The 17,728-nt window shown below is 60.7% G+C and carries 18 protein-coding genes and 1 pseudogene; 13 read left to right on the top strand and 6 right to left on the bottom strand.

The annotated features are described in order from the left end of the window. Window positions 1-2,201: 2,201 nt before the first annotated feature. The 9 genes from M1R55_RS19120 (at window position 2,202) to M1R55_RS19160 (ending at window position 8,719) form a co-directional block, all read left to right on the top strand. The gene (locus tag M1R55_RS19120) at window positions 2,202-3,365 is read left to right on the top strand and encodes an FtsW/RodA/SpoVE family cell cycle protein (RefSeq protein WP_249394509.1); all 1,164 of its coding nucleotides are present in this window, start codon (window positions 2,202-2,204) and stop codon (window positions 3,363-3,365) included. A 243-nt stretch (window positions 3,366-3,608) separates the two neighbouring features. Next, entirely contained in the window at window positions 3,609-3,761 is a 153-nt protein-coding gene (locus M1R55_RS19125; protein ID WP_249394510.1) for a hypothetical protein, read from the top strand. Beyond that, window positions 3,758-4,030: an MgtC/SapB family protein gene (locus tag M1R55_RS19130; RefSeq protein WP_249394511.1), complete on the top strand. Its 273-nt coding sequence runs from the start codon at window positions 3,758-3,760 to the stop codon at window positions 4,028-4,030. The genes M1R55_RS19125 and M1R55_RS19130 overlap by 4 nt, the downstream gene beginning before the upstream one ends. Before the next feature lie 720 nt (window positions 4,031-4,750). Continuing rightward, complete coding sequence (locus M1R55_RS19135; protein ID WP_249394512.1) at window positions 4,751-4,888, top strand: hypothetical protein; 138 nt, start codon at window positions 4,751-4,753, stop codon at window positions 4,886-4,888. 197 nt (window positions 4,889-5,085) lie between these two features. Next, the gene (locus M1R55_RS19140; protein WP_249394513.1) at window positions 5,086-5,409 is read left to right on the top strand and encodes a hypothetical protein; all 324 of its coding nucleotides are present in this window, start codon (window positions 5,086-5,088) and stop codon (window positions 5,407-5,409) included. Between the two features lie 17 nt (window positions 5,410-5,426). Next, window positions 5,427-7,112 (top strand): YbaL family putative K(+) efflux transporter, encoded by a 1,686-nt coding sequence (ybaL, locus tag M1R55_RS19145; RefSeq protein ID WP_249394514.1) that lies wholly within the window; start codon window positions 5,427-5,429, stop codon window positions 7,110-7,112. A gap of 51 nt (window positions 7,113-7,163) precedes the next feature. After that, window positions 7,164-7,523: a PadR family transcriptional regulator gene (locus tag M1R55_RS19150; RefSeq protein ID WP_249394515.1), complete on the top strand. Its 360-nt coding sequence runs from the start codon at window positions 7,164-7,166 to the stop codon at window positions 7,521-7,523. Continuing rightward, complete coding sequence (locus M1R55_RS19155) at window positions 7,520-8,098, top strand: hypothetical protein (RefSeq protein ID WP_249394516.1); 579 nt, start codon at window positions 7,520-7,522, stop codon at window positions 8,096-8,098. Before M1R55_RS19150 ends, M1R55_RS19155 begins: the two co-directional genes overlap by 4 nt. A gap of 48 nt (window positions 8,099-8,146) precedes the next feature. Further along, complete coding sequence (locus tag M1R55_RS19160) at window positions 8,147-8,719, top strand: helix-turn-helix domain-containing protein (RefSeq protein ID WP_249394517.1); 573 nt, start codon at window positions 8,147-8,149, stop codon at window positions 8,717-8,719. A gap of 92 nt (window positions 8,720-8,811) precedes the next feature. Here the strand turns inward: M1R55_RS19160 and M1R55_RS19165 are convergent, their stop codons facing one another. Genes M1R55_RS19165 through M1R55_RS19175 form a run of 3 tightly spaced genes read right to left on the bottom strand, consistent with a single transcriptional unit; the run spans window position 8,812 to window position 10,520 of the window. Then, entirely contained in the window at window positions 8,812-9,000 is a 189-nt protein-coding gene (locus M1R55_RS19165; RefSeq protein WP_249394518.1) for a hypothetical protein, read from the bottom strand. Between the two features lie 60 nt (window positions 9,001-9,060). Further along, the gene (locus M1R55_RS19170) at window positions 9,061-10,158 is read right to left on the bottom strand and encodes a permease prefix domain 1-containing protein (RefSeq protein WP_249394519.1); all 1,098 of its coding nucleotides are present in this window, start codon (window positions 10,156-10,158) and stop codon (window positions 9,061-9,063) included. After that, window positions 10,155-10,520: a PadR family transcriptional regulator gene (locus M1R55_RS19175; protein ID WP_249394520.1), complete on the bottom strand. Its 366-nt coding sequence runs from the start codon at window positions 10,518-10,520 to the stop codon at window positions 10,155-10,157. The genes M1R55_RS19170 and M1R55_RS19175 overlap by 4 nt, the downstream gene beginning before the upstream one ends. Before the next feature lie 306 nt (window positions 10,521-10,826). Here M1R55_RS19175 and M1R55_RS19180 point away from each other — a divergent pair, with 306 nt between their 5' ends. From M1R55_RS19180 to M1R55_RS19195, 4 genes and pseudogenes are all read left to right on the top strand, one after another. Then, a complete protein-coding gene (locus M1R55_RS19180; protein WP_249394521.1) occupies window positions 10,827-12,794 on the top strand; it encodes a WD40 repeat domain-containing protein in 1,968 nt (655 codons plus the stop codon). Between the two features lie 221 nt (window positions 12,795-13,015). Beyond that, a complete protein-coding gene (locus M1R55_RS19185) occupies window positions 13,016-13,906 on the top strand; it encodes a hypothetical protein (RefSeq protein WP_249394522.1) in 891 nt (296 codons plus the stop codon). 490 nt (window positions 13,907-14,396) lie between these two features. Continuing rightward, a complete protein-coding gene (locus M1R55_RS19190; protein WP_249394870.1) occupies window positions 14,397-14,705 on the top strand; it encodes a hypothetical protein in 309 nt (102 codons plus the stop codon). Beyond that, a pseudogene (locus tag M1R55_RS19195) lies at window positions 14,687-14,824 on the top strand (HU family DNA-binding protein); the annotation flags it as partial. The gene M1R55_RS19190 and the pseudogene M1R55_RS19195, both read left to right, overlap by 19 nt. A gap of 263 nt (window positions 14,825-15,087) precedes the next feature. Here M1R55_RS19195 and M1R55_RS19200 read toward each other — a convergent pair. From M1R55_RS19200 to M1R55_RS19210, 3 genes are read right to left on the bottom strand one after another with little or no spacing between them, the layout of a single operon-like run. Continuing rightward, window positions 15,088-15,555: a GGDEF domain-containing protein gene (locus M1R55_RS19200; RefSeq protein ID WP_249394523.1), complete on the bottom strand. Its 468-nt coding sequence runs from the start codon at window positions 15,553-15,555 to the stop codon at window positions 15,088-15,090. Then, complete coding sequence (locus tag M1R55_RS19205) at window positions 15,546-16,160, bottom strand: HD-GYP domain-containing protein (protein ID WP_249394524.1); 615 nt, start codon at window positions 16,158-16,160, stop codon at window positions 15,546-15,548. The genes M1R55_RS19200 and M1R55_RS19205 overlap by 10 nt, the downstream gene beginning before the upstream one ends. Next, the gene (locus tag M1R55_RS19210; protein WP_371827215.1) at window positions 16,132-17,724 is read right to left on the bottom strand and encodes a tetratricopeptide repeat protein; all 1,593 of its coding nucleotides are present in this window, start codon (window positions 17,722-17,724) and stop codon (window positions 16,132-16,134) included. Before M1R55_RS19210 ends, M1R55_RS19205 begins: the two co-directional genes overlap by 29 nt. Window positions 17,725-17,728: the final 4 nt, after the last annotated feature.

Consider the following 17,728-nt stretch of genomic DNA (forward strand, 5'->3'; position numbering starts at 1 on the left):
TCATGCTGAGGTTGTCGGGGCGTTAGAGACTCATCGGCTGCCCGATCAGACAGGTGTATGTCAGCCGTACACGGATCTTGCCCTGGCTTGCATTTTTTAGAAGGAGCAGGCATGATGGCCGCACTTCAGCCACCTCCTTCTCCTGGTTAAGGTGGTTGTGTTTTGGAGGTGGTATGAGAATCCCAGATTTTCCGCTCAGTGAGGCGATGGCGAGGTCTTGCGCCACCCGTAACGCCAACTGAGCGGTTGTTGTTCTGTCCAAGAAGGGAGTCGGCATTTCAGTGCCGGATTCCTTGGCGTTTTTGCCTGTCGTGTCTGTCATTCTTGACAACACAGGCATACACGCGACCTTGCGGCCGTGTGGTGCCCTGCTCTTTAGGAGCGTCATGTGTTCAGCTGTTCCCCCGCCACAGGTGTCAATCCCGGTTGAGAGAGTTGATGACGTTAGAAATCTTACATCATGGATCCTCTGATCAGCACCTGCGATGCGCAGATTTTCACTCCCCGTAGCCTGCAGAGTGCAGTTCGCTGTCTTCTGCCTTCCAGTCCGCTGCCCCTGGCGTCCCAGACAAGTCCCGCTTCCCCTGACTCAGCATCTGTCTACGGTTCGCTGCAGATCTTTCGGGCTCCGGCATGTACATTTTCCCCAGTTTCACATGCTGCAGCACGCGGGTCGTCCGAGCTTCCTATGACCGTTGTAAATAGCCTTTATGGCCTTCACGGAAGCATTCTACAGAGCCCCTATGGTTGTTCAAGCGCTGCTGACCGTGTTGGGTCGCCTTCTAGGGTTAGTCCCTGCAGAGGACAGGCCGCATGACTGGGCATCAGCGCTCTCCCTTGCGGGCCATGCAATTGGCACTCGTCGTGCAGCCCTGCTGCTGCATGGACATGCTTGGGGCGCGTTCAAATGCTCATGAAAAAGGCCAAGTATTGAAGTTGGATGGTGCCTAGCCAACTGTGCTGTCTTTGCCGGTACCATGGTTCAACGTCTGCCCAGACGCCTGTCACACAGCGTTTTCCCTGCTTGGCTATCGGCAATCATGAGCTACTCTTTTCGGCTGTGCACCGGCTTCAAACGCGGTTTTTGATGCTTGGGCAGGATAAGACAGCTGCATTGGGTGGTGTGTCAGGTCATGTACCGCCCTCGGTTGTCGTGCTTTCAGCGAACGTAGGCTGCTGAGCGTACGGTTCATAACCCGCAGCCTCTACCTCAGACAGCCGGCACCATCCCTGCTCCCAGCTGTCCTGCCCAGTGTTCCATCTGGGCCGCAGGTCTAGCGTCAGGAGCCGTAGGCAAGACGCCACCAGCGTGGCGTAGAAACGGCTATCCATGAAGGTTGGCGGCGCTCTTTCATCCACCGCGCCGGGCGTCGTGACGTCCACCATCGGGCTCACGGCAACTGTTGCATTGGAGTAACGAGGCCGCTGCGGCCATCAGTAAACGACCGCCGCCGATTCAGGCGCTCCCACCACTGCAATTGTGCGGTGACGTCGCGTCATGCAGTCACCCTCGCTTCAGCCTGCCCCGCTCACCACCTGGAGGGCTCGGCACTTTCGTCCTTGGAGGTTCACAGATGTACCCGACTACACTTCTCCCCTTGTCAGTAGGTCGCCGGGGCAACAGCCTTATAGGCCGGCCCGTGCGACAGCATGCAGTGACCCTCTGCCCGGTGACAGACCTCATCTGCGCCCACGTTAGGGGTCACGCCAACGAAGACCGGATTTCAGCCTTGGATGGCCAGCCCCATAGCGTTGTCCAGTGGACAGATACTCGTACGCTGACTTGCAGCCCAGTCGTTCTGCACGAACGAGGCCAGTGTAGGAGCCACTGGTATGGCAAACCACCGGCAGCACTCTCTGTGCTTACTGTTCAAACAGACAGGCAGCCTGGGATTGCCCTTCTTCGGGACATCGGGTTCAGTTCAGCAACAGGGCAGGTTGAGGCGCATCACCTTGGGAGTTTGCCCCGAACAGCCTCGACCACCCAGACGCTGCGCGTTCCCAGAACGCAGGTACATTGGCGTGGGGGACACCTCTGCGTTCGCCCACAGCTGTTCTCTCTGATGGCAGCCGTGGGCCGCTCCATGCCGCCCCCTGCCGCTGCGGGTCACCATGAGTGAGGTCCAAGAATCACCTCATGAGCGAGATTGTCCGTCCCAGCTCTTCAATGGCCAGCGTCACGTAGGCTTTGGAAGATCAGTTTGAGCTTACATCTCCTGATAGCTCAGGCCCTCTTGCTGATGTTGGGGCTGATGGGGGTCGCTACCGCGAGTCCGGAACGCATCTTGGATCACGGGGTAAAAGTCATACTCGCCTTGCTGGTCACGTTTGTAGTCGCCGGCCTCAAGCCGCGTACCCTATTAAGGGCTGCGCCCATCGTCTGGGGTACGGCACTCGTGCTGCTGCTGCTTACTCTTTTCATTGGACAGGGAACCATGACCAGCCCAGGGACACGGCGGTGGCTGGTGCTGGGCCCTGTGCAGTTCCAACCCTCCGAACTCGCCAAACTGGGGCTGCTGCTTCAACTTGCATCCTTTTTCGCCCGTCGCGGGGTTCGGTACAAGCTGTTGAGTGCCACTTTAATCATCATTTCCACAACGGGACTGATTCTGCTGGAACCAGACTTAGGCACAGCGGTGCTGACGTTCAGTTTAGGCATCGTCTTGATGTTTGCGGCTGGCGTGCACCTTCTAAACATCACCGGATTCCTGTTTGCGCTCGGCCTGTTGAGTCTTCCGATGGTTGCCCGGTACTTGGAAGCGCACCGCTACATCCTAGAGCGTCTATTTGGTCATGTAGACCGCGCTAACACCCTGCCCACAGGGTTGGATCAGATTGGGATGGCACACCGTGATCTGCAGTTTGGAGGGTGGTGGGGCCAGGGCATGGACGGTCTAAGATACGCGTATTTTGCGGCACACACGGACATGATTGTGGCGTCTATCGGATTTGCCCTCGGCTTTTTAGGCGTGGCACTCCTGTTGTTTGCGTACTGGCTGGTCGTGTCGACTGCCCTACAGGTCACGCATCTGGCCAGCCGCCTTAAACCTCTATCGCCGGACGTGCATGGCACCACCCTCCTCGCGACTGGCGCCATGTTCATGGTCGTTGGTCAGGCATTCGTCAACCTCGCGGTCGCCGCGGGCATTCTCCCCGTCACTGGCGTTCCTTTACCGCTAGTCAGTTATGGCTTTTCCAGCATGCTCATGATGAGTGTGGCTTTGGGGGTGATTCACAGTGCGTTCCGGCACATCCGTCATGCATTGGCTGAAGCTACAGGTGATGAAACTTCACCGTCCAGTGCCTGCCCAGACAGCACCGAAGGATCACTTCCTTTGGGTGTGCCAGAGGAGATGGTGGGGTGAACCCAAAGTACCAGTTCAACGTCCTGTTGATGCTGTCCTTAAGAACGGACTATCCACACGATCCAAACAGGAAAAACCACCTTCACAGCTTCCCGCTCGGATTTTGAGATAGTGCTTCTCCCCCGTCTCTTATGGCCTGGAGCACTGGAACGCCCGTCAACTTCAGCCGTCCTCTCTTGATCTGTCACCTTGTGGTCAAGGCTGTTTCACCTGCCATCATCAAGAACGGCGCAGAACCATTCTTTGGGTTCCCGTGGCGCAGGTCTGCGCACGCATATTCTGGTGGGTGTCAGCGCCGCGCTGTTCATGGTGCTGGGCGAGTTGTTGGTCAACACTTTTGCTAAAGAAGACAATCAGGTGCGCTTTGACCTGATTGTCTTCTGGGTGCAGTGGTGAGCGGCGTCAGCTTTCTGGGTGCAGGGGCCATCTTTTCAGACCGGCACGGCAAGGAGGCCAAAGGTCTGACCACCGCGGCAGGTCTGCTGGCAACGGCAGGCATTGGGGTGGCGTGTGGGTTACATCTGTATATCCTGGGGACAGGAGCCACCGCCCTGTTTTTGCTGACACTGGGCGTGCTGTGGCGCGTCTCGGAATGGGAGAACGGGCACAACGAGAAGTGTGAGGCCAATAGCTCGGCGCAGAACAGGGAAGGTCAGAACGACTAAAATTGGCTCAGGATGAGGTCAGCGCGTTTTGTTCTGTACTCCCAATGCCTGCGTGGAAACCCAGCACACCGCGTGCCGCCGCGTTCAAGTGTCAAATGCTGGCACCATACACTAGGCGCGTCAATGGTCATGGGTGTTGCTCCAGACAGATTCACAACGCAGGGTACTGGCTGGAAGTGGAATGTGTGGAGTCCTGTCCAGAACACAGCTGAACTCTGTTGATGGTAACGGGTAGGTGGCTCCTCCGGCCATGAGGCAGGAGCGGCACAGAAAGCCCGACCTCCACTCCGTTGAAAGGCCGGACTTCATGCGCTGCTCCGCGTTCGCATCCCCCGAGCCTGCTGCTCCGCGTCTGCGTGGCGACAAAATAACAGGTTATCCACAAGCACCTGTGGATAACCTGTCAATAGTGAAGCAAACGTTAACTGGACTGGGGGTCACTGCGGTGACTTGCTCCTGCTGAAGCGTGGAGGGGCGCTTGCCTGATAGTGAGGCCAAGTGGGGTGGAACTTCACTTCCCCTCCATATCGGGCTGAATTAGACGAATTGAAGGCGATCCTCATGGGTCGCCTTTCTTCTTAAGCTCCACTGCGCTGCTTCCATGCGTTTCGGGTACGACTTCACTCGCCCAGTCATCGCTGATGGATCCCATCAGGACGGCTCGTCCTGCAGGGCCCCGCGTAGGGCTGCAACCTCCTCGCGGAGGGCCGCAAGTTCATCTTGCACACTGCCCTTGGCCCCGTCTTTGTTCTCCGGGTTTATGTGGTCGGACGATTTTCGATGCCCCACTACGGCTTGGCTGACCTGTACACCGATGACTCTAACCCCGCACTGATGTTTCTGACCCGGCCCGCGTGACCATCCTGACTCCTGCTGATCCAGAGGCTCTATCCGCCATGAACAGCAGTTGGCGGCGGCCTCGGTCGGCACGCAATATGTCTCTTTGCCACGTTCACCTTACAAGATTCGCCAGGCTCAGCTTCTACAGGGCCATCATAAATTGTCAATGACTGGCAAATTGCCATCTTCGTGTGCTACTGTAATGGGGAGACCCTATGCCAACTAAACCCACTTCCCGAGTTCAATCCCTGGTTCGCCACGCGCTCGAAGAACAGGATGCCCGAGGCCATCAAGGTGACCTTCCCGAGGGCAAAGTCACCCTGCGTCTGCAGGCCATCGATTTCTACTGGCTCTCGCAACTCGCCGAGTTGATGGACGCCACCCGCACCCGTGCCGCCGCCCAGTTGCTCTCAGCTGCTATCCGTGACGCCGCCGAGACCGCCGGTCTCCCCACCAAAGGCGACGAGTTTCAAGCCGCCTTCCAGGCCTTCTTGGCTCAGGAATTCCCTCACGAAACTTCTCCACCTGCTGAGAGCTGAATCACCAAGGAGCCGACATGCCTCACCACACTGACCTGATCGCGGCCCTGGCCATCGGCCTGACCCTGGCCTTCTTCGGCGGCCTCCTCGCGACCCGGTTGCGCCTGCCTCCTTTGGTCGGTTACCTGCTGGCCGGCATCGTGGTCGGCCCCTTCACCCCCGGGTTTGTCGCTGACGCTGCCATCGCCGCACAACTCTCCGAAATCGGGGTGATGCTGCTGATGTTCGGCGTCGGCCTGCATTTCTCGATCAGCGACCTCTTGGCCGTCCGCCGCATCGCTGTGCCCGGGGCCTTACTCCGCATCGTCATGATCACAGTGCTCAGTACCGTGGTCTCGCAGTGGTGGGGCTGGACAGTCGGGCAGGGCATCATCCTTGGTCTGGCTCTTTCCGTGGCCAGTACCGTGGTCTTGTTGCGGGCCCTGGAGGAGCGCGGAACCCTTGACACCTCCAACGGGAAAATTGCGGTGGGCTGGCTGGTGGTCGAAGACCTCATCATGGTCTTGGCCCTCGTGATGCTGCCCGCTCTGGCCCCGCTGCTCGGGAGCAATGAGGGCGGCTCGCTGGATCTGGGTGCCCTGGGCATTGCTCTACTGCTCACGCTCGGCAAGATGATCTTGTTCGTGGCCGTCATGATGATCGTCGGACGGCGCTTGATTCCTTGGGTGCTGGCCCGCGTCGCCCGAATTGGCTCCAGAGAATTGTTTACCCTGGCCGTGCTCGGCACTGCACTGGGAATCGCGTACGCGGCAGGGGCACTCTTCGATGTGTCCTTTGCACTTGGAGCCTTCCTCGCAGGTGTGGTGGCGAGTGAGAGCAAGTTCAGTCAGCAGGTGGCAGAGGATGCCCTCCCGTTTCAGGATGCGTTCGCGGTGCTGTTTTTTGTGTCGGTCGGCATGCTGTTCAATCCCGCGATTCTTCTTCAGGCTCCGCTGCTGGTGTTGGCCATTGCCCTGATCATCATCGTGGCAAAGACCCTGGTGGCCTTCTTCACCATGAGGGTGCTCAAAGCGTCGTTCTCGACGGCCTTGACCGTGGCGATCTCCTTGGCCCAGATCGGGGAGTTCTCGTTCATTCTGGCGACCCTGGGCCGGGACTTGGAGCTGCTGAGCGCTCAGGGGCAAAACCTCATTCTGGCCGGCGCGATCGTGTCGATCATCGTCAACCCCTTCCTGTTCCGCCTGATTCCCATTATTGAGGCGTGGCAGCAGCGCCGCGCGCCTCAGACGGTACCTCAGGATCTGACGCAGGGTGGCTTATCCCAGCACGCGGTTCTGGTGGGGTATGGCCGAGTCGGTCACTTGATCATGCACATGCTCCAGGAACACCACGTTCCCTTCGTGGTGATTGAGTCCGACGAGCGCCGCATCGAGGAGCTCCGGACGTTGAAGCTTCTGGTGGTCTATGGGGACGCGGCGCGGGCAGACGTCCTTTCACGTGCCGGGATTGGGGAGGCCAGTGTGGTGATCATTGCGACGCCGGATGGCCCGCAATCCCAGCTGATCCTGGAGCAGGTGCGCGAGATGAACCCGACCGTGCACGTCACCGCCAGAACGCACGACGAACACACCCAGCAAGCGCTGCGGAACTTGGGGGCCAATGACGTGCTGTACGGCGAGTACGAACTTGGCTTGGCCATGGGGAACCATGTGATCGCCGCTTTGGATCTCCCCTCCACGCGCTTAATCCCCTTGACTCCATAAACCACCACCAGGTTGCGACCCGGCCCTTTTCAATGCACTGGGAGCATTCCAATGTCCCACCCCCCGAGTTCGCCACCCGGTATCATTCCGCCTAGAAGTGACTTGCCTGCTGGCCCGGTACTTTGGGTTCACTCCACACACACCCGCGCCGTGTTACAAACGCTGCTGCACAGGCATCCCGCGCCCATGCACGGCTACGACCTCAGCAAAGCCACCGACCTCAAAAGTGGCACGCTGTACCCGATCCTCAAACGCCTGCACGAGCAGGGGCACCTGAACGCCGACTGGGAAGCCTCGCCGCATCCCGGCAAACCACCTCGGCACATCTACACCCTGACCGCCAGCGGGATCAGTCTGGCGCGGGAGACACCAGAGTGGGCAACGAAAGGAATCAAGGGGGTGCTGATATGAAGGGCGAGGACTGGACAACAGGCATTGAGCATGAGGCGCAGAGCGTGGATGACCCGGTTTGGGCTGCGCAGGCTCGACACCTGGCGCGGCGGCAACGCTTCTGGGTTTCGACAGGCCGTGTCGCGCTGGCCGTGGTCGTCCTGGAAGCCGCAGTGTTGCTTCTCAATGCCGTGCAGGTACAACAAAACCTCAACTCCATGCTCAGCCGCCCCTGGTTTACCACGGAGGCAGCATGGTGGGCGTATGCCGTCTCCTTGGTGGGCCTCGCCTATCTGGGTGCAGGTATGCTGTTGGGGTTGTTTCGCCTCAGTCCTCGCTTGGCCGTCCCTATCGCTTTGGCCTTCCCACTGTTTGAGCTCATGACGAGCGCGCTCGTGCCCCGTACCGGCAAACCCTTTCCCGGTTCTCCACTCGAAACTGCAGACCTCAATCCACGTGTGGCGTGGGCCGATCTCGGCCCATGGATGTCCACCCCATGGTTCTGGGTTCAGGCGGTGGTCATCGGCCTGAGTGTCTGGGCCGGCATTGGCCTGGGCGCCCGTCGGTACACCACACGGACGTTGGCCCGCACATGATCCATGCTGATGAGGGGACGCCCAGCACCACGAGGCTGACGCTGCCTGATGTGGAACACGGGCCAGGTTGAAATGATGAACGCGTTGCCGCTGGTGCCGCACCACACGACGGGAGAACTGTGGACGCATGAGCGAAGTTGTCGGTGTGCGGTCGAGCAACGGCGTACCCAGGCCATCGCGCTCTTATCGGAAGGTTTCTCACCACATGAGATCCAGCGCCTCACGCGCCTGAGCGCTCCCGTCTACGCCAATGTGGTTCACGCTTATAACCAGCACGGGCTGGCGGGCTTGCGGGACAGACGTCAACACAATCGGGGTCGTCCTCCACGCCTCTCGGATCAGCAGTTAGAGCTGCTGATGCAAACCATTCGGCATGATCAGGATCAAGGCATCCTTTGGAACGCGCCGAAGGTTCAGGCCTATGCGGCAGACGTGCTGGGGGAACAGCTGCACCGCAGACGGTGTTACGAATTGCTTGAAGTCATGGGTCTGCCGTGGCCCGTTCCCCAGCCTGCCTCTGAGCAAGCGGCCCCCAAAGCTCCGTATGAGGTCAAAAAATACGCTTTGCTGAAGCGGTTGGAGAGGGTGTCCGAAGCGCTGAAGTGCAGAGTCACGGTATGAAACCATTGTTCTGGCACTCACTTCACTGATTGCCCGCATCCCCTCAGATCAATCGGGCAATGTGGGGAGATGTTATCTGAATTGTCCGTGACTCAAGAGCGGGTGCCGACCCACCAGCTCAGGCCCAGCGTCAAGGCCATGACCCCCGCCATGAACAAGAGTTGGCGGCTACCTCGGCGGCCAGTGTCCAGCGGGCCGAGGGTAAAGCCGAGCACCACGGCCATCAGGGTCAAGACCGAACCGACCAAGAACGTCAGGCGGCGTTGAAGAGGTGTGTCCATAAAGCAGCGTACACCGCTCAGACGAGCGCACATCCGGTTCTGCCCAAGCAGACGTGCCGGTTAGGGTTTAAGGACGTGTGCCCCCGGCAGCACCTGATAGGCGTCCGGGCCGAAGTGCCCGCTGAGGGCCAGCACCAGCGCGGGAGCCGGTTGTTGACTGCTCCACCGAACTCGGGTTGTTGCCTTCCGCAGCGGGTCAAGCAGGTCATGGAACCCGTCCAGACTCGTCACAGGCTGCACATGCCGCGCGGGTTCGCTGTACATCCGGAAGGTCACGCGGCCCGGCTTGGCCACGGCGATGTTGGTCGTGAGCATCAAGTTGCCACGGTCGAGTACCTCTCCTCCTAGGCCGGTGGATGTCCAATCACTTTGCAGTGGCATCACCAACGCGTACACCTTCCCGGTTTGGAAGTTGCCCGTCAAAGTCAGGTCTTGGGTATCCCCGTTCGGTTCGAGCAGCGTCAGCGGCAGTCCCAAACCCAGCTCAGGCCGCGTGTAGAGCGTCGCGCCGTACAGCTGGTTCGAGACCCGCCAATCTGTCGTTTGGATCCCAATCTTGATCTTTCCCGCCTGCAACGTCGGGTTCGTCCACCCGCTCAGGCGCAGGTCGCTGCCTGAGTTGAGTAAGGCGTTCACGAGGGCATCCGTTTGCAAATAGGTTTTGCCTTCTTGCTTCAGAACCGAGCCGGGAAAGCTGGCAACCGGATAGGGGGAACGTGGAGCGCCCGGCACAGTCAAGGTGGGCTGTTGCGGTGTCCCCGCCAATGCCGCCCCAGATTTCTGGAACTCGCGTTGCAACTGAGTGAAATCGAGGTAACTGGCGGCCCCTTGCTGAGTTGATCCGGCAAAGATGCTGCTGACCTGAGCTTGTCCCTGCGGCAGAATGCCGATCAGCAGACTGGCCATCAAGAGGCTGGCCAGTCCCCCTCGCCCCAGAGCGGGCAGGGTGTAGACGCCCAGCATGCCCGTGCGCACCTCTTCCGGCGCGCCCAATTCGCGCAGCGTTTGCCGCTCGGCTTCAGTTTCACTCAGGCCGCCCAATCTCCACTCCTGAATCCTCACCTGAAGGTGACCGTGCAGTTCTTGGCGCAACTCCCGCTTGGCCTGGCCCCACAGGCCACGGGTGGCCGATCTCAGATACCGTTCGGTGGGTTTCATAGGGGCGTTCCTTTCGGCTGCCACAAGCGGCCAAGCTGCTGAGTGAAGGTTTCAAACTCGCGCTTGCGGGCGGTCAGTTCGCGGGCACCGGTGTCGGTCAGGGCATAGACCTTGACGGGCACGCCGCCCCGCGCAGCGGGCTGGAACTCGCCGCGCACGAAACCGGCTTTCTCCAGGCGGTGTAGGGCGGGGTACAGACTGCCCACCCGCAGATCGAAATAGCCGTCGGTGCGGTCTTGGGCTTGTTTGCTGATCTCCAGGCCGTACTTGGGGTCACCTTCAATGATGCTGAGCAGGATGAGGTCAAGGTGGCCACGCAGCAGGTTGGGTTCGGGGTGGCTGGGGGGGTGAGCGCTGGACATATGAGCCTCCTGCGATATATCGGAATCCTATATCGTGTTTCTATATTCAACCGTCATGATCAGAAAGTCAAGCTAGAGTGCCGAGCGGCTGTTTGCCCGAACGAGAGTTGTTTGCCCGTCTCTCCACATGGTGCCCAGATGGCCAGGGCCGTTCAACGACAACGACTGCGTCACGGAAGAGAGTGATGATCGCAGCGCTGTTGGCTGAAGAAGGTGTTGTTGATCTCGGCTGACGAACAAGGAAGGCATTCCTCTTGAACGAAGTCACTCAGGGGCCTCAGAGGGCGCCGAGTATTATCACTGGCCATGCGCCTCCTCCCCGCTGTGCTGACCGCTCTGCTGCCGTTTGCCAGTGCCACGAGCATCCTGTCCACCACACCCATTCCTGGCCACGCCGCCGGCAGCTTTGGCCGTGGGGACGCGCCGTTTGGAGAATTGACCGGCGGCGCCGCTTGGTCAGCCGACAGCCGCACCGTGTTTACACTTGATACGACCCGCCTGCTGTATCGCTGGCAGGTCGGCGGACAGCGGCTCGGCACTCAACTTGTGAAGCCTCCCGTCATCCTCACCAACCCAGGACTGAACCTGTCCGGCGCGGCCAACGCTGCTGGCCTGCCTGTGCTGGCCCGCGGGGAACAGAGAAACCAGCCAGTCACCCTCGCCTACCGGCTCAAGCTCGAGACCGGTCAGCTCACCGCCCAGCCAGGCTGTTCACGCCCCCTCAGGACAATGACAAGGGTGGCCTGCACGCTAGACGTGCAGACCAGAATCTGGCTGGAAGGCGGTGAACTGCAGTGGCAACGCGGCGACCAAGTGGAACGGTTTCCCCTCCCGGCGGGCCTGAGTTTGAATCCAGACGGTGGCCGGCCCAGCACAGCCCTGGCCCTGAGTGACGACGGTCAGCGGGTCGCGCTGCTGGCCCTGCGGGGAGAGAAAGACGTCTCCATCTTTGGCGGTCAGGGCCGGCTCCTCACCTGGACGCGAAATGGGACAGGCCAGGTCAAGGCGCAGCAGGTCACCTTAACAGGCCCGCCCCTCTACGCGGGAGCCACACTCGACTGGGTGGACGGGCGCGTGCTGGTGGCCTCCAACGTGTACAACGCGGGCAATGAATACGGCAGTGGTGGGGCGCTGTTCGGTCAGCAACTGGCGCTCTACCCACCGGGAGCACCGCCCGTCTGGCGCCTGGGCCCGCAGGTGGGCCTGCGCGGGGCGTTCCCCTCGCCAGACGGCCAGCTCTTCGTGACCATCCGGGACGGCAGTGTGCCGGAAGTGCGCCGGATCAAGGACGGCGCGTACGTGCGCTCGCTGGGCGAAGCCGTGCTGGACACCGCGCCGCTGAGTGGTGGGCGTGTGCTGCTGGCTGTGCAGGGCGGCGCCGGAACGGGCCGCGTCGCTCTGCATCAACCGGGCAGCCTGAAGACGCTGTACCGGGGCCGCGCCGACCTGGTGGCGGCCAGCACTGATGGACAGCGGTTCGCCTCCGCCTTTGGACAAACCCTGCGCCTGCACAGCAGCAGTGGCCAAGTGTTGCGCGCCTGGCAGGCCGCGGGCCGGGTACAGCGCCTGGCCTTCAGCCCAGACGGTCAGGTGCTGAGTGTGGAGCAAGACGTCTTCAATGGGCCCACCTTGACCAGCGCCTGGCGAATGGACGGCAGCCCCTTCCCGCTCCCCGCCGGGACACAGTTTCCCGTGACCTCGGTGCTGCTGGTCAAAGAGAGCCGCAAGGACGGCCCACAGAGCAATTACCGTGAATGCTGGACGGTGGCCGAGCGCACCGGGCACACCCTCTGGCAGACCCCCTGGCATAGCAGCAGGATCGCCGGACTCCCCTCACCCGACGGGCGTTTTCTAGCGCAGTTCGGGATGACGGCGCAGACCCTGAATCCGGGAGAACTCGGCCCCGTGCCGCGGGTCAATGTGTTCTCGCGTGTGGAGGCCCACACCGGAAAGCAGGGGGCCGTGTTGCGCGTGCCGGTCGAGCACTCCACAGATGTGTACGCCGGGTGGGGCCTGAGCGCCTTTGACGGACGCACCGTGCTCCTGGCAGAAACCAGCGGCGATGGGTGCGGCGGCCTGCTGTACGGCTACCGATTGGCCGATCTGAACACCGGCAAGCTCCTGAACACGCCCGCCCAGTTGCGGGGCGGTTACGAACGCCTGATAGGCTGTGGTCACTACGCCTTTCGCCCCAAGACGAAATTCGCTCCGGATGGCCGCCTGCTGATCCAGGACGGCAACCGTCTGGACTGGCTGCGCCTGGGCACCCCCTGAGCCTCTGCAGAGCGGGCGAAGAGGTGGGCTGTTGGCCGGTGACTTTGCTCTGTTGCTGACGCAGCTGAGTGACAGCACCCGAGAAGACGGACGCCCGGCTGCATGCACGGTGCCCCACCGAACCCTTGGCCTGACCCGCCGCATCATCAGCGCGTCAGCTTCAGACGGGATAAGGTGCGATAGAACTGACACTCGAGTCACACGCCCTCTATGGAGGTAATATGAACCGTTTCCCCCTTTTGCTTGCTCTCCTCCTGGCGTCCAGTCCCTCGGCGCAACCCGCTCCGGCTCCCACGCCCGCGGCCCTGACCCAAGAGCGGGAGCTGACCCGGCGCGCTTTGAGCAGCGATTACGGCTCCATCAACGTCGAGGCGCAAATCTTGGTGGGCCAGCGCCCCTCTAAGCCGCTCGGGCCCCTGCCTAGTGTTCCCGCCAGTCGGCTGCTGGGCAGCATTATTCGCACCAGCGGTGGCCCCGAGTTCCCGAATACCCAAAGCCTGTATTTCGATAGCTCCGCCTCCCCGGCTCAGGTTCAGGCCGCGCTACAAACACAGCTCAAAGCGTTGGGATGGACGGCCTTTGCGTTTGGCCCTTTTGGGCCTTTCGAACAGGGCGGGTTTCAAGCGGAAGAGCAGCCCGCCGCACTGGCGTATTACCGGCTCGAGCAGCAAGTCAGCTTCGATGCTCAGCTTCGGCGGGTCGGTGCCGTCACGCGGGTGACACTGAACCTCAACCAAAACCCCAATCTCCGCGAGCAACTTCAGTTCCAAGATATGCGGCGGGCCGAGTTACCCACCAACCTTCCGGCCTTGCGGCCCCCCAGTGGGGCCAGCGTGCAGCCCAAGGGCACCGGGGGCGGCGGGGGCAGTTGGAACAGTTCGGCCTCCATCCAATCGTCCTCCACGGCGGCACAACTGCTTGGTGCCTACGGGACTCAACTGCAGGCCGCCGGATGGACGCTGCTGACCAAGAGTGTGACCGGCAAGACCGTGACCAGCGTGTGGCGCTTCTCGGACGTGGACCAACGGGAGGTAACGGGGGTGCTGACCCTGCAAACGCAGGCTCCCGGCCGCTACGCCGCCCAACTCGCCAGCTTGACGTTCAGAAATTGACCTGCGGCGGATCAGAGCACTGGCTTTCAACAGCGGGGAAGCTCAGATCATGGCGGATGGATCAGAAACAGCAGCCCCGAGAGAAGCGGTCAGGCCTTGCAGGGTGAAAGGCTGTCAGGCTCAGTAGGTTGACGCCCCGGGTGGCTTGTCCAAGGGATCACACGAGACTTGGAACAGGCACCTGCACTCAGGAAGCCGGCCAGCCGTTGCTTCAGCCTGCGGGATCACGCAACAGCCGGGGCTCTCCCCAGCCACCTCCGCGGGGGTGAAGGCGTACCGACCCAGCAGTTCACGTGCTCGTGCAGCAGCGGCGAGAGCCTCCCCACGTCCTCACCCGTTCCGTCGCGTGGCTGTGGCGGAACGGGTAAGCGCTGGGGGCATCCGCACATCCAAACCACTTGGCGATACGCGGAGGTCAGCGGACACAGCAATACGGCGCCATTGGTCGCTGGATCAGTTTGACTTCACCCTGTAAAAGTAACTTCGCCTCATGCGCCTCGTCCTGCCCGTTGACCGGTTCTCCACCTCAACCCTGGTGCCCCACCTCAGTCTGCTGTGCAGCACCCTGTTGCTAGGAACAACCTTCGCGCAGCTGGCGACCTCGAATCAGACGAGGTTGCTGTTGGACGGCCAGGATCTGGGCACGGTCTCGTACACTCTCTCGGGCGGGCACGTGTTGTTGCGTCTGACTGCCTTCGCCTCCTTGGGCTGGACACCCGTCCTCGACCCCCACAACAAGGTGGTGGATCTGGCGGGGTGCGTGCGGGTGAGGACGACCGGCCGGGTTTGGGCACCTTGAACGTCAAAGCTAAGGCCGCACGTACCGGCGTGCGGCCCGGCACCAGCGAGAAGATTCAGATCCCTGCAGGTAAGAAAGTGGCCTTCAAGGTCGCCAGCACCCTCAAGAGCAGCCTTTAACGACCAGCAAACGAACCAAGGCGGTGCTTCGGCACCGCTTTTTTCGTTGCGAAACCCTGTTGCTCTTGTATTGATCAGTGCGATAGCGGTTCGCAAAGGGGAATGATCGTGTTTGCCAGCCTCATTCAATCTGTGCGCAGTAGCGGTTCCCGCGTTACAAGCCTGGACTCATCATCCTGTGATGGGACATGGCGTAAGTGGGTACCTTCGCTCGGTGAAACTGCAAGAGGGTGCTACGGAATCGACGCCATTGCTTTCAGTCGTCAGCGCCCGACCCGGCGGTGCAACTTGTCTTGGTACATTCGGCGGTCACTGACCCGCAGCAAATCCCCACCACTTTGAGCATCCTCCGGGAAGCGGGCGATGCCGGAGCTGGCCCCTGTCTGTACGGCGCTCTCAACCTGAACCCGCGCAATGGCGGCTTTAATTCGCGCCTGCAGACTGTCGTCGTCGAGCGCACGCGCACTGATGACTGCAAATTCGTCTCCGCCGATTCGGTAGGCAGCTCCTATCCCCTCAAACTCGGTGGCGAGGCTCTGGCCGAACGTCGATAAGAATTGATCACCACCGCCGTGCCCGAGCGAGTCATTCACCTGTTTCAGCCCATCTAAATCAAACGACAGCACCACCAGACTCGTCTCGGTGGCGCGGGCCATGGAGATCGCTCTTTCCAAATCAGCCTCGAACGCCCGGCGATTGCGTAATCCGGTGAGGCTATCGGTCAGGGCCATGTGCTGCATGTGTTGGGCCGTGTGTTCGGCCTGCTCCCGGGCCAGCTCAAGCTCATGGGTGCGCTCGACCAACAAGTGCTCAAAGATCGAGAGCGCGTGCATGTTCTCCCCTGCGCCAACGGCAGATCGTCCAGTGAGTGCTGGCCTGCCCCTAGGTTCACCAACTCGCCCGTACTGTTGAGGTCTGGATCATTGAATACCGCTACTGCAGCCTCTACCACTGAGGGATCAAAGTGCACGCCGGACTGCTGCTGAATTTCTTCAATGGCCTCCTGCAGCGTCCAGGCCCGTTTGTAGGGGCGGGCCTGCGTGAGGGCGTCGAAGACATCCGCAATTGCCACGATCCGGCCACTCATCGGAATCTGCGCTCCACTGAGGCCGCGTGGATACCCGCCTCCATCCCAGCGCTCATGATGGGTCAGGGCGATTTCTTCTGCCAAACGCAGCAGTTCCGAGCGCCCGCCCGACAGAATTCGTGCGCCGATCAGGGTGTGGGTCTGCATCTGGGTGTACTGCTCTGGACTGAGTTTGCCGGGCTTGAGTAGCACGGTGTCTGGAATGCCAATTTTGCCCACGTCATGGAGCCGCGCCGCAATGCCGAGCACGCCTGCCCGCCGTTCTGACCAGCCGAGGGCGCGGGCAATTCGTGGTGGCTCGCCCCACACGCCGGGTATGCTCCCCAGTGGTGTCGTCGCGGTATTCTGCGGCCATAGCCAACCGGGTCACCACTTCATGCTGGGCGCGGGACAACTCAGAGGTGCGCTCCTGCACCAGTCGTTCAGCGGCCTGACGGGCCTCCTGTTCGACTTCTGTCCGGAGTTTGTAAACGGCGGCTTCGTGTCGGGCACGCTCGACTTCGAATTGGATGCTGAGGTTGCGGGTCTGCCGGTCACTCTCGGCGTTAAATAGCTCGCGCTCGATGCGCAGCAGGGCTGTGGCGTGATGCAAGGCCAGCTGAAAATCTTGCTGCGTTTCGTGCAGCTGCAGCAAGGCTTCGTGAATCTCCCCTTCCTCTTTTGGAGACTGGGTTTGAACGGCAAGTTCCAGCGCCACGCTGAGCTGTGTCAAGGCAGGGCTTGAGGCCCGCTGCTGAAAATACAGCTTGCCCAGATGCAGGCGGGCCTCCAACTCGCCCTGTGGATCGCCGATTTCTTGGGCAATCTCGAGGGCTTGCTGGTAGCTTTGCTGAGCTTCAGCCATGTCCCCGGTCTGTTCCGCCAAGAGTCCTAGGCTGTCGAGCGTCGACATTTCCCCGGCGCGGTAGCTGGTCTGGCGGCTGAGGCCCAGCGCCGCCTCCAGGTGGGTACGGGCCTCCAGGAACTGGCCAGTTTCTAAATAGAAGGTGCCCAGATTAAGTTGAGTGGACGCCTGTATCAATGGATCTTGAGTGATCTCTGCTGATTGACAGGCAGAGTGCATCAGTTCAATCGCGAGGTCGCTGTCACCTTTTAAATAATGAACCCGGGCAAGATTGTGCAGGACAGACGCCTGCGACCTTGAGTCATTCAAATGCTTTTGATTGAGCGTGTAGGCTTGCGATAAACTTGCCACTGCTTCGGAGTATTGCCCCAGCCATGTTTGAATGTTTCCCAGGTTGATCAGGCAATAGATCTGTCCAACGAAATGGCTCTGCTCTTCCCAAATATTCAGCGCTCTACGCAGTGAAGTGAGGGCTTCGGCCACCTTGCCCTGAGTGTGCTGAACTCCAGCTAAATGATTTAAGGCCGTGGCGCGCGTGGCTTGCGCTGGGATATTTTGAAGATGACTGACGCGGTTGATCGCGGCATGGAGCAGTTGGTCGGCTTCATCAAGTTCCCCGAGATTGAGGCAGACTTTCCCCGCCAATTCTTCAGCGTTTGCCTGCTCTAACGGATCTGCTAACTCCCCGTACAGTTGGATGGCGACACGGAGCCGGACGAGTGCTTCCGGCAGTTCACCGCAGACCAACAAAGACTGACCCAACAGCACTTCGGCTTTGGCCTGCGCCACCAGTGATCCTACAGTTTGGGCCTGTTGAGCATATTCACGCGCCAGAGGCAGGGCCCGCCTCGGGTCAGTATGGAGGAGAGCGGTTGCTGCCGCATGCAATCCTTCCAGCCGTAAAGCAATGGATGAGCTGGCTGGAGAATCCGTGTCGTACCGAGGCAAACTTCTACTCTGGCGGGTCAAGGCA

It is taken from the genome of Deinococcus sp. QL22 (genome assembly GCF_023370075.1).
Lineage (GTDB): Bacteria > Deinococcota > Deinococci > Deinococcales > Deinococcaceae > Deinococcus.